The sequence below is a fragment of the Fulvivirga kasyanovii genome (assembly GCF_009711405.1).
In the GTDB taxonomy this organism is placed as follows: Bacteria; Bacteroidota; Bacteroidia; order Cytophagales; family Cyclobacteriaceae; genus Fulvivirga; species Fulvivirga kasyanovii.
This window is the reverse complement of record NZ_SMLW01000469.1, coordinates 1-12,485: the sequence shown is the minus strand read 5'-3', so window position 1 is coordinate 12,485 and position 12,485 is coordinate 1. Positions and strand designations below refer to the sequence as shown.

9 protein-coding genes and 1 pseudogene are annotated in these 12,485 nt (G+C 43.9%); all 10 read left to right on the top strand.

The window, feature by feature from the left end; all coding sequences use genetic code 11:
• Positions 1–354, top strand: a pseudogene (locus E1163_RS30495) (serine hydrolase); the annotation flags it as partial.
• Positions 355–460: 106 nt separating this feature from the next.
• Positions 461–1,195 carry a helix-turn-helix transcriptional regulator gene (locus tag E1163_RS08410; protein ID WP_155170993.1) on the top strand — a complete coding sequence of 245 codons (735 nt, stop codon included), beginning with the start codon at positions 461–463 and terminating at the stop codon, positions 1,193–1,195.
• A gap of 82 nt (positions 1,196–1,277) precedes the next feature.
• Entirely contained in the window at positions 1,278–1,814 is a 537-nt protein-coding gene (locus E1163_RS08405) for a dihydrofolate reductase family protein (protein WP_155170992.1), read from the top strand.
• Positions 1,815–1,860: 46 nt separating this feature from the next.
• Positions 1,861–2,754, top strand: a complete 894-nt coding sequence (locus E1163_RS08400; protein WP_343033786.1) for a HEPN domain-containing protein — start codon at positions 1,861–1,863, stop codon at positions 2,752–2,754.
• Positions 2,755–3,060: 306 nt separating this feature from the next.
• Positions 3,061–4,209: a DUF5018 domain-containing protein gene (locus E1163_RS08395; protein ID WP_155170991.1), complete on the top strand. Its 1,149-nt coding sequence runs from the start codon at positions 3,061–3,063 to the stop codon at positions 4,207–4,209.
• A gap of 466 nt (positions 4,210–4,675) precedes the next feature.
• Positions 4,676–7,576: an ATP-binding protein gene (locus E1163_RS08390; protein WP_185156019.1), complete on the top strand. Its 2,901-nt coding sequence runs from the start codon at positions 4,676–4,678 to the stop codon at positions 7,574–7,576.
• A gap of 69 nt (positions 7,577–7,645) precedes the next feature.
• On the top strand, positions 7,646–8,215 hold the full coding sequence (locus E1163_RS08385; RefSeq protein WP_155170989.1) for a hypothetical protein: 570 nt from the start codon (positions 7,646–7,648) through the stop codon (positions 8,213–8,215).
• A 145-nt stretch (positions 8,216–8,360) separates the two neighbouring features.
• Entirely contained in the window at positions 8,361–9,617 is a 1,257-nt protein-coding gene (locus E1163_RS08380) for a hypothetical protein (RefSeq protein WP_155170988.1), read from the top strand.
• Positions 9,618–10,180: 563 nt separating this feature from the next.
• Positions 10,181–11,905, top strand: coding sequence for a hypothetical protein (locus tag E1163_RS08375; protein WP_155170987.1), 1,725 nt, complete (start codon positions 10,181–10,183; stop codon positions 11,903–11,905).
• Between the two features lie 241 nt (positions 11,906–12,146).
• Positions 12,147–12,485: DUF6882 domain-containing protein (locus E1163_RS08370; RefSeq protein ID WP_221417962.1), on the top strand; the 339-nt coding region annotated here is incomplete at its 3' end.

Genomic DNA, 12,485 nt, shown 5'->3' with positions numbered 1-12,485 from the left:
GATGTGGATTTAAATGATGTAATGAGCGGATATTACGTTGGCTATGAGAATGATTTGAAAACGGACAATAATGGTGTAATGTTGGCAACAGCAGAAGATCTGGGCAAATTTGTCAGGGCTTTAAATGATGGTTCTGTCTTTAAGGATAAAAAGGAACAGGAAACGTACAGTTCTATTTACGAATACGAGCATACTGGTTTAATTCCAGGTTATCAGACGATTGCCAAATATGACAGGGAAATCGATGCAGTAATCATTCAATTCACAAATACTGTGGACTTTGAAGGCTACAATTGGAGTTTATCGGAAATCATGTTCAGTAGAATTGCAAAAATAGTTAGAACCAGAAATTAGTGGCAACCGTGTAAAAGTGTCAGGGGTATTGGGTTATTAATTACCTTTAAAGCCCAGGCAACCATTAAAGCCTGTTCGTTCATCAAAGCCAAACCCGCTGCAACCTATGGAATATAAAGAAACACGTCCTTGTACAGCCCTACAGCCCTATATTCATTCTTTCTGGGAATTAAAGGGTGATCATGATGACCGACAGTGGGAACGCATCTTCCCTGATGGTTGTCCTGGGTTGGTGGTCAATGTGGGCGACAGTTGTGTTACCGACAGCGGCATAGTGACTATGGATTTCGGCAAAACTTATGTGGCAGGAGCTATGACATCCTTTAAGGAAAGTTTCATAAGCGAAAACACGCACCTGTTTGGTGTATGCTTAAAACCCGGTGTTTTCTCTAATTTTTATAATTATGCGCCACAAAATGAGCTGAGAGATAAAACGGTCCAGCTTGAAAAGCCATATTCATTTAACATCGATAAATTCATCAAGAGCCCTCTCAACTATCTGAATCACTTTTTTTATGACAGGTTACAAAACAAAAATGGCTTGTTGGTGTCGGTTATTCATGACATTCACCAATCGAACGGACTGGCAGGCATAAGCGACATTGCAAAAAGAAACCTGATAACAGTAAGACAGTTGGAGCGATATTTCAAAACTCACATAGGCCTATCACCAAAAGAATATTCAAATATCATCCGTTTCCAAAATGCAATATCGCAGATTAAAAATTCGGGCGGGGACAGGAGTTTGTTAGACATTGCTTTCGAATGTGGTTATTACGACCACTCACACCTTGCCAATGAAATCAAAAAGAAAACAGGGCTTACACCATCACAACTTTGATTTTGTCGTATTTTTCCAAAGTGTAGCTGAAAGGCTGTTTCTAATTTCGCTGTAAATATTAAAACAGAAAAGTAAAAGGACGATGCGAACATTATCACTATTTATTGCCACAAGTTTAGACGGTTACATTGCAAAACCGAATGATGACCTGAGCTTTTTAAAATTGGTAGAGAAAGAAGGCGAAGATTATGGCTATGCAGCATTTACATCAACAATAGACACCATAATTCTTGGTAGAAAAACCTATGATTGGGTGCTTCGCGAAATTGGCCCTTCCCATTACGACAACGGCGAACGAGAGGTGTACGTGGTGACCAGAACGGAACGCCCCGACGTGGGCAAAACAAAGTTCTACACGGGCAACCTCACAGAATTAGTACAACAACTCAAAAGCCAAAAAGGAAAGAACATCTATTGTGACGGCGGAGCAGAAATAGTAAACGAACTTTTAAAAAATGACCTGATCGATGAGATGATCATTTCAGTGGTACCTGTTTTGGTTGGCAACGGCACGAGGCTTTTTAAAGATGGAAGACCCGAACAACAACTGGAGCTTGTGAACACCAAAACGTTTGACACGGGTTTGGTTCAACTGCATTATAAACGAAAGGGCGAATAAAATTCATGAGTATTTTTTAACTTTCGCCCCCTAACCATCAAAACCCGTGAAGCAAGCCTTAGATACATTGCCCAAAACCAAACAGGAAGAGTTAACCCTGCTCACAGAACTGCTGTCCGGGTATAAGGATGTGGAGATGGTGATATTGTTCGGCAGCTATGCTACCGGCAAATGGGTGGAAGATAAGTATGTTGAAAAGGGCATTACTTATGAATACCGTAGTGATTATGACTTGCTGGTAGTGATTACACACGAAGACCTGAAGCTAAAATTCAGGATAGAAGAGCAGGTGAAAAATGAACTCCTTACTACCGGCAAAGTCACTACACCTGTAAACATGATCTTTCACGGGATCAAGCACCTGAACAAGGCGCTCACCGAGGGCAATTACTTTTTTAAGGACATCAAAAAAGAAGGCATCGTGTTATACGATTCGCTAAAGTTTAGGCTGGCCACGCCAAAAGTATTGAGCCCTGCCGAAAGCCGGCAAAAAGCACAGGGGTATTTTGACCAATGGTTTGAAAGTGCGAATGTTTTTTACGAAGATTTTGAAGCCAATTATAATAAAGCAACAAAGGGTAAAGTCTATTTGAACAAAGCTGCTTTTGAACTCCACCAAGCCGTGGAACGCTATTACACCGCTGTGTTGCTGGTATTTACAGACTATCGTCCTAAAGATCACAATATAGAGACATTGGGCATTAAGGCAGAAATGTGCGACAAGCGCTTTGCCGTATTCCCCCAACAAACACCAGAAGAACAACGCCTGTTCGAGCTGCTGAAAAAGGCTTACATTGATGCTCGTTACAAAATGGATGAGTATGCCATCACCGCAGAAGAACTGCTTTACTTAGCAGAACGGGTGAACAAACTCAAACAGTTAACGGAAACAATCTGTATAGAGAAAATTGCTGAGATTGGTGCTAAGGAGTCTTTGTAGCAAGTGGGCATGCATGTAAAATGGCGTAATTAAATTAATCAAATAAAAAACCAGAAAGCCATACCCTACCCGGCAGAACCATTCCTAAAATCTCTGCCATAAGTCTCTCATTGATGTATAGTGCTCAATAATTCCCCTGTAAATAACGGCCGGTTACATATCTGATAGCCTCTGTTACATAATTTACAGCCCCTCTATGTAGAGGTATCTACCTTTGATTCCGTGGCTTAGGATCAGGTTAGAATGTCTCTTTCCATTCTCAGGCTATTCAAGTGTAAATCAATACGGATATAACCAGCATACATAATGAAAGTAATATTAAGTTTTGGAATGGCGGCCCTTTGCCTGCTCACGTTGACGAGGTGTGGCGATGACGATAGCCCGGCTCCTCAGAATATTGAAAAGCAAATTATAAGTTTTCAGCTCCTTGCGTCTGAAAATCCCTCTCTAACGGAGGATATAGTGGCTACCATAGATGAAAGTTCAAAGACTATTTCTGCATCCCTCCCGGCCAGTGCTGACCTCTCCGACCTTACTCCCACTATAGAAGTTTCAGGCGGAGCAACTGTTAGCCCTATGGGAAGTCAGGATTTCACGAGTCCGGTAAGCTATACTGTTACTGCGGCAGATGGGACAGAGACAACATACAGGGCAAGTTTAAAAGCCCTGTCGAGCAGCGAAAAAGCAATACTCAGCTTTCAGTTCTTGCTTTCTGAAAATCCAATAGAGGTAAACGCCATTGGAGAAGTTAATGAAAGTAATCATTCTGTTTTTATTGTATTGCCCGGCAATACCTTGCAGACGGCTTTACTGCCGGCCATACAAGTCTCTCCGGGCGCCACCATTAGCCCTGAGGGCGCACAAAACTTTGCCGAAAAAGTTAACTATACCGTTACTGCTGCCGACGGCACCTCTGTAGTATACGAAGTGACTACGGTTACTGAAATGGATGCGCTCAAAGCCATTCATTATGCGAACCCTTCCAACAGCCTCGGGTGGAACACGAATGATCCTGACCTTGCCAATTGGGATGGCGTAACTTTAAAAAACGGTGCGATCATCGACCTTCTTATCCATAATTCCGGCCTGAATACCATACCTCCCGAAATAGGATATTTTAAGAACCTGCAAAGTCTAAGAATGCACATGAATGACTTTTCCAGTTTACCTCCCGAAGTAGGAAAGCTAAAGGGTCTCAAGAGGCTATCTGTGGGGCTAAACGGCAATTTAAATGAGATACCGCCGGAAATAGGACAACTGGTAACTCTTGAATCGCTGTTTCTGGATAACAACCCTTCATTAACTTCGCTACCTGCTGAAATAGGGCAACTTACCAACTTGAAAGCCTTATACATCAACGGGAATGATCTATCGGGAATACCTGCAGAAATTTGTGCGCTGGAAGTAAATTATGGAACCGTGATTTACAAAGAGCCAGATATAACCTGTGATTAGCCCCCTGAGCATGGGCAAAAACAAAAGCAAGGCATACAATTTTACAGTGCCTTGCTGTACTTTTTCCTTAAACCTGATGAGTTTACCCCATTAACTGCCCAAAACCCATATCAGCCAATACAAATTTATGATAGCAAGTCCTGCGTCCCCACCTTCGTATAGCGGTCACTGCCACCCAATTAGAACAGCATATATTTCTTTAAGTTGCCTTTACTTATTAGTTTTACTTTACTTGATGGTAGAAGACCACAAATGTACCTGTCCGTCTATGTTGCTTTGATTGCTTGTGTGGTTTGTTCACTTGCTGCTCCAAAATTTTGTCAGGCGTAGTGAGCCATACCATTTGAAGGCACTGAAGTATTTTCAATATTACGGATCAAAGATCATGAGACGTCTCTTCCTTTTACTTGTGCTGGCGCTGTCCTTCACATTTTCATTTTCGCAAGATCGGTCAAAAGTTGATTCTTTGACGAACATTTTGCATAACTCTGACTATGACACCGCCAAAGTTTTTGCGCTGAAATGGTTGGCCTGGGAGTATTATTTTGCCGGCTCAGACTCTACAGACTACTTTCTGGATCGCATGGTGGATCTCTCCAAAGACCTAAATTACACCAAGGGCCTATGGGATGCCTATAACATCAAAGGCGTTGTGTACTATACCGATGCCGCTTATGACAGCGCCACCATCACTTTTAACAAGGCTTTTGCACTCAGCACTGACGACAAATACAGCAAAGAAAAAATCTATTCCCTTAAATATTCGGGAGAATCATTGAAAAGGTCTGCAAAGTTCAAAGCGGCAGACTCGTGCTTCAAACGGATAGTAGAGGTTGCCAAAACCAGCAACGACTCCACATCGATAGCCAAAGGGTACAAAGCCGTAGCTCAAAACCATTATGCCCAGGGCGACTTTAGAGCTGCCCTGAAATACCATTTTAAGGCTGACACTTTTATGGTGAATGACATTACCATTGACCACGCGGAGAATTTTCAAAACATTGCCCATGTCTACAATGCGCTGGATAACCCAAAGGCAGAGATGAGATACTACAAAGAGGCCCTGAAAATTTACGAAAAGATGGATGACAAATATGGCATCAATGCCATATACAAGTCTTTAGGGGCTATGGAAAATGCCAACAAAAACCACAACCAGGCAAGGGAATATCTGGAAAAATCATACAGCTACTTTAAGGATTACAATGATCCGTTAATGCTGGCAGGCATTGAGTACCAGCTTGGCCTGAGCCATCATAGCCTGGGCAATACGGATCAGGCGTTGGTATATTACAACCAGGCAGCTTCCAGAGTTGAAGGTACCGAAGGGTCGTCACTCCCCGCCAACCTCTACCGGGATATGGGACGATTGTTTGGTAGCAGAAATGAACCCGACAAATCGATACTTTACTTTAAAAAGGCACTTGACAATGCGCTGCGCGTTGGGAATATACAGTCTATAGAGTTGGCTCTTGAGGCTTTGTCGGACGCCTACTTTGCAAAAGGCGACTACAGGGAAGCTTACAACACACTGAAAAGGCATGGCTTTTATAACGACAGTATCAACGTGATCTATCGGGACAAAGCGCTACATGAGCTGGAGGCCAAGTATCAAACCGAGAAAAATGAGAAGCAGATTGACCTGCTTACTGCGCAGAACGAACTGGCACAAAATGAAAAAAAGACCCAATTGTACATTTTACTGGGCATAGTGCTTATTGTTCTCGTTATAGCTGTTGTTTTCTACGTACTGTACAGAAACCGTCAAAAGCTCACAAAAAAACTGAGGCAACTGGATAGTGCCCGGTCACACTTCTTTGCCAATATTTCCCACGAATTCAGAACACCACTTACACTGATCAAAAGCCCGGTAGAAAAGCAACTGGCACAACCCGGCCTTTCTGTTGAAATGCAAACCGACCTGAAGGTGATCAACCAAAATGCAGACCGCTTACTGGCACTGGTAGATCAGTTGCTTGACCTTTCGAAGCTTGAATCCGGACACCTGCAACTTCGGGTAGCTCATGCCGATTTGTTTAGTGACATCCGGGCTATGGCTTCAGCTTTTAGGTACCTGGCCGAGCAGAAATCCATTGGGTATACTTTGCTAATCGATGACACTACCAACCTTTACTGGTATGACCGGGATGTGGTAGAGAAAATAACCGTAAACCTGCTTTCCAATGCAATCAAATACACCGGTGAAAGTGGTGAAGTGAAACTTACCGCTACGGTTGCGGGCAACAGGTTCAAACTTTCCGTGAAAAATACCGGTGAAGGCATCCCCAAAGAAGAAATTGACAGGATCTTTGAACGCTTCTACCAAACAGATGACTCGCATGAAGGTGTAGGCATAGGCCTCGCTCTTGTCCATGAGCTTACCACGCTCCACAAAGGGCACCTCAACTATTCCGGTGAGGAAAGCGGGTGGCTTGAGTTTGTTGTTACCTTACCCGTAGACAGGGCAAGCTTTTCAACCGGTGAATTTGCAACCCCCGAGAGGATAAAGGCAGTTACAGGGAGCAGAGCAACTATCAATTCGCACCCCTACTCCTCCCCTGTTAATGACCAGCACCCTGATGAGCAAAGCGAAAACGACGCCACTCACCCCACCCTGCTTATAGTAGACGACAATACAGATATCCGCAAATTGGTCAAGGGGCTTTTTGATACTGACTATAAGGTACTGGAAGCTGAAAATGGCCGTTTGGGAATAGAAATAGCACTGCAAACTATACCTGATGTTATCATCTCGGATATAATGATGCCCGGTGTAGATGGCGTGGAGTTAGCTGCCACCTTAAAGCAGGATGAAAGAACCAGCCATATTCCGATTATCCTGCTCACAGCTAAGGCCGGTGAAGCCAATGAGCTTATAGGCCTTGAGACAGGTGCCGATGATTATGTGGTAAAGCCATTTGGCAACGAACTGCTAAAAGTCAAGGTCAAAAACCTGGTAAATATAAGGGCTCAGCTTCATAAGCGGTACAGTCGTGAGCTTGTGCTATCGCCTAAGGAAGTAACGGTAACGTCGACTGACGAAAAGTTTCTACAGCGTGTGCAGGCACTGTTTGATGAAAAGCTGACCGATCCTCAGTTCAACGCTCAGGTGTTCAGCACCGAAATTGGGATGAGCAGGATGCAGCTCCATCGCAAGCTTAAAGCATTGGTAGGCTGTACTACCTCTGAGCTGATCCGGTCGCAACGGCTAAAGCTGGCAGCGCAGCTTCTGCAAAAGGGAGGTGTGAATATGTCAGAGGTGGGCTACACTGTGGGGTTCAATGACCCTTCTTATTTTTCAAAATGTTTCAAAGAGTTTTACGGCCATAGCCCCTCAGAGTATGCTGAGAGTCATTCTACCGGCTAAGTTACATATCTTTTAGCCCTTGTTACATTTTTCGCAGTGTATGCAGGATAGCCGGTCTATCTTGCTTACATGAAAAATTCAAATGCACAGAACCCCATGTTGTCTATTGCCGGCATCACCGGATTTGGTGGTGTCCTGGCCATGATATTTATAAGTATGATATTCTCTAGCTGTGAGGTTGAGGAAATACCTGATACAGATACCGACCCTCCCGAATTCACTTTCACGCTTAAGGGCCCCGGTATCAACCGAACCTTTACCCCGCGCGACAATTTCGAAGAACTGAATATTAACCTGGTATCCGGGGAAACCTATTCATTTACTTTTTTCGGAGCTGATGCGGGCGGAGTCAGGAAAATAAGACTCACGGCACCCAGCGATGTTCTGGTCTTCACTGATCTTGGTTCAGGTATAGACAGAGAAGATAGCGGATTTGCTACCACCATCAGTAAAAGCGGAGATTTTGAGAACCCTTTAACCGGGCTCACCATGAGAGGAGATATCAATGTTGCCGGTGAATTCGGAGAATATCCTTCCATCTATATGGAGGTGCAGGATTTCGCATATCCGATAAATGTAACATCCGCTACGTTGCAAATAGGCATTGTCGATGATCCCAATGAGGCGGGCATTCTGTAATGAAGCGCAAGACCTACCGGGAAAGCATCAGGATACTACCCTCCACCAGGATCTACCTTAATGTCGATCAAATGAAAAGTGGAAGGTATGAAATACAGATCATACACAATCAAAAAATTATCAAAACCATTTATTTCGAAAAGCCATGAACTCACTTTATTTATCTACAAATCGTTTTTTACTCTTTGCTTGTATTCTATCGCTACTTGCTTTTACAGGCTGTGGTGATGATGACGGGGATGCACCCGTAGACCCAATTGTTGAGCCTGAGCTGCTCTCCAGCGACATCAATGAGGAGCTACGCCTTGAAAACACCGTTGCCGAAGATGGATTGGCAGACTATATTGTTGACGGTTTTCTGCAAGTAAATGCAGATCTGATCATCGATCCTGGTGTATGCATTGTTTTTACCGCCAATTCAGGGTTATTCATTAATACTGATGGCTCCATTCAGGCTATCGGAACTTCCAACGAACCTATAAAGTTTACCGGGGAGATGAAAGAAGAGGGCTTCTGGCGAGGACTTCAGATAAGGGCCAATGATGTGCGTAATGAACTCAACCATGTGATTTTGGAGTATGCGGGAAGTGACTATCTGGCTACCTACGGCACCAACGTGAAGCTTAACGGGGGCGTAGCGATTGAGGGCGCAAGTGGCTCGTATGGCAGCCTCAAGTTGCATAACAGCACAATTCAAAAATGCATGGGTATAGGTTTTATCGTCGAGCAACATGCATCTCTCAGGGAGTTTTCGAATAACATTTTAGCGGACAATACAGAAGCTGCCGTACGGATTGACGCAGATAATACAGGGTCAATCGACAGCGAAACGAGCTTTACAGGCAACGGGTTCAATGGAGTGGAAATCAATGCCAGTGGAAGCCCTACTCATGACCTTACCGCTGAAGACACCTGGCAACCGCTGTCAGACGGAGCCGCTTACCGGATAGCTCAATCTTTTGATGCCCGGGCCACGCTTACGATCATGCCAGGGACGATCATTGAGTTTGAAGCCAATCAAACCATTGCTTTCAAGCAAGACTTTTCAGGTCCAAACGATGGGATAATAATTGCCAAAGGTACGGCAAGTGAGCCTATTACCTTCACCGGAGCGACCAAAACGGCCGGCTACTGGCAGGGACTGATCGTGCAAAGCAATAGTGTACTCAACGAACTGGACCACTGCATAGTAGAGTATGGAGGCAGCGATGAGATAGATGGAGGCATGGCCAATATTATTTTAAGCAAAGATGGTGCATTTGAAGACCCTGACCTCTCGGTATCCAATACCACGCTACGGCATAGTGCAGGGTGTGCCATTTATGTAGATCCTTTCGGTGGCAATATTACCACAAGCGATATTACAGTATCAGACAATGCCGGTGGCGGTATCTGCCCCTGATAAACGCCTGTATAACTCCGGTTTTTGAAAGTTCATAAGCCGTCAGTCCACCTGCAAGTTAAAGCCTGGGTATAAGCCCGGGCTTTTGTTTTGTCAACGGGCGTTGATCCTTTTAGCCTGAGGGACTAACCGTACTTTTTAATGAGATGATATTGACCAATATCTTCCTTCCTGTTCCTTTATGAAAATCCTTTAAGGGAAGAGGATTACAAGCAGTAAAAAGCATCTACCTAAGCTTGATGTCCAAATGAAAATTAGCTTTTCGCCGCTTATCCGTCAATACACCCCTACTTTTTAGCATCGACAAAAACAAAAGTTACAACACGTTGTTCATGTAGCAGCAATCCCAAAAATTCTTCATTAACCTTAATCAACCGGGTTAATTTCCATATCTCTGATGCCATAACTGGGTGCCGGCTATCACGTTGTTATCACCATTTCTCCTATGTCGTCATTGACAGGAAAGTAGCCCTTTTTGTCTGTTTGTTGGTGAAACCGATCAAATCCTTATGGTCGGCTTTAGCTCCAGGCCATGTTAAACCATTTAACCCACTTAAACCACTATGAAGAACACACGATTACTTCAATTATTCCTTTACTCATGTATCATCATATTATTGGCCTCCTCCTGCGAGGAGGATGCTACAGAACAGAAAGAACAACCCGTACAGTTTACCTTTAACGGTCAGGTGCCTGGCGAGAATGGAAGGCTGGCTGAACTTAGCGACGCCCGTGCCGTTGTCATTTCTGTCGTAAACGCTTCCGGCGAGACTGTTCTGAACATGGAAAAGCTTGATGTCTTTAAGCTAGACGGCACGTATACCTATGACAAATTTATCAGCAAGCCTGTAAGCCTGAAACCGGGCGACTATGAGCTAACTGATTTTTTGGTTGTTGATGGGGATAACAATGTAATTTACGTTGTGCCCAAGGAAGGCTCCGACAACGCCCAACTCGTCAACAATCCGTTGCCTATCGAATTTTCAGTTACAGCCAATGAACTCAACGAATTCTCTATCTCTGTTGTTGATGCCACCTCGGATCCTGTGGAAAGCTATGGTTATACCACCTTTTCTCTCCATGCTGTCAATACCTTGAGCTTCAGAATTCAGCCATTTATCACTGAGTATGAATTTTCAGCATATGAGTATATTCCAAGCCTGGCACTCACCGATGCCCACATTGAGGTACGACGATCGTGCTGCTCAGACGTACTGTACGAAGGCACGCTGACCCCCGAAAATAATTTAGTCGAATTCCCCGTCCGTTACGGGTCATCATATGACATCATCATTACAAAAGACTTTTATAAACCTTATGAAAAAACCTTCACCAGACAGGAGCTGATCGATACAGAGGGCGATCCCATAGAGGTCATACTTGAAAGTAAGACGGATTTTATGCCTATTTTATCAACCGGTGAGACGATCAAATCGACGCTGATTCCTCCGGGTGATCATTCCAAATTCTTTTACACTACCGATGATGGCTTGTACAAGATTAATATCAGCAACCTTAATAATCCCGGCACCCCGGTTTTCGTGGCTCCGTACACTGGTTACCTGCAGGTAGATTTCTTTGGAGACATACGTGTGGGGGATTATATCTCGAAAGATCAGGGAAATACGTGGACTCACGATCCGCAAACCGGCCCCAGAACGTTTGCAGAGATTGATGGCACCTACTACGGCCGTATCGGCAGTGAGCTTTATAGCAAGACCGGAAGCGGCGACTGGCAGTTTCTCAGTGAATTAGCCCCTTATACCAATATTGTAGCGTATGAAGGCCGATTGTATACCGCCCCTTCAGATATTTATTCTGACAATTTCTATGTTTCTGATGATGGAATAAACTTCCAGGTCATTCCCGCCGATGTAGTAGACGTTGGCAACAGGTTATTTACTGAAGCCGGCAGGCTCTTCCTCAATAGCTCCTTTGAAGGTGGCGGGTTTATAATCCCCTGGGATGGCTCTAGTTGGGACATTAATAACAGCATTTACGAATGGGACCCGCAGATCAGTAGCTTCGTTTTTATTGAAGAATATAAAAACAACCTGATCGTGGTAGACGACGGCCTGGTAAAAGTTATCCGGCTCGACAACTGTAGCCCCGGCTCATGCGAGGCGCAACTGATCAATACCTATGTATCTGACTTTCGTATCAACGCTTTCCCTATAATTTATGGCAATGAATTAAGGGGTGACCTGTTGATACTAAAAACCGTCGCGGATGACAATGGTGACACGCACCTTTATGCTATGGACTTGTCAGGTCTTGAATTGGAATAACACCCAAGGCATTCTCCTCCCGAAGGTACTCCTTCGGTGGGAGAATACTTTTTTTGGCCATCAGCATTCTGCGGTTTAAGTGTTTGATATTGAGATTTTTGGGTTCCAATTGATTGTAATTTAGACTTCAAAGGCTATATGTCTGACTGTCCACCTGAATTGGCTATATGCTCTAAATAAGCCAGCCTTACCCCATAACTACCAACTTTTTTATGAGAAGAGTTGTGACTACTTTTGATAAATGAATCCAGAACCGTATTTATTGTTTAAGGAGAGGTGCGTTGATGAATTGCACAACTTACAAGAAGAATTTAAAAAAGTATATGATATCGACAGCCATACGAACTGGGAATATGATCATGGGTTAGGAATTTTCACCATAAAATACCCAGACCGGGAATACTATTTTGAGTATGTAGGTGTCGGTTCATATTCAAATAAGACCCGGACATGGAAATGGTCCTGGGACAATGAGTATACCCCAGACGATGTAAAAAAGGGAATGTTGAAAATCCCCGAGTTTGGCAAGGTTAGGGGTTATGACGAATTAACCACTGGATTGTTTGACGGTGACGGAGAA

Bases quoted from the DNA above. Each gene is read 5' to 3' on its own strand.
- E1163_RS08385 (WP_155170989.1), top strand. From the start codon at position 7,646: ATGAAAAATTCAAATGCACAGAACCCCATGTTGTCTATTGCCGGCATC.
- E1163_RS08410 (WP_155170993.1), top strand. From the start codon at position 461: ATGGAATATAAAGAAACACGTCCTTGTACAGCCCTACAGCCCTATATT.
- E1163_RS08380 (WP_155170988.1), top strand. From the start codon at position 8,361: ATGAACTCACTTTATTTATCTACAAATCGTTTTTTACTCTTTGCTTGT.
- E1163_RS08405 (WP_155170992.1), top strand. From the start codon at position 1,278: ATGCGAACATTATCACTATTTATTGCCACAAGTTTAGACGGTTACATT.
- E1163_RS08375 (WP_155170987.1), top strand. From the start codon at position 10,181: ATGAAGAACACACGATTACTTCAATTATTCCTTTACTCATGTATCATC.
- E1163_RS08395 (WP_155170991.1), top strand. From the start codon at position 3,061: ATGAAAGTAATATTAAGTTTTGGAATGGCGGCCCTTTGCCTGCTCACG.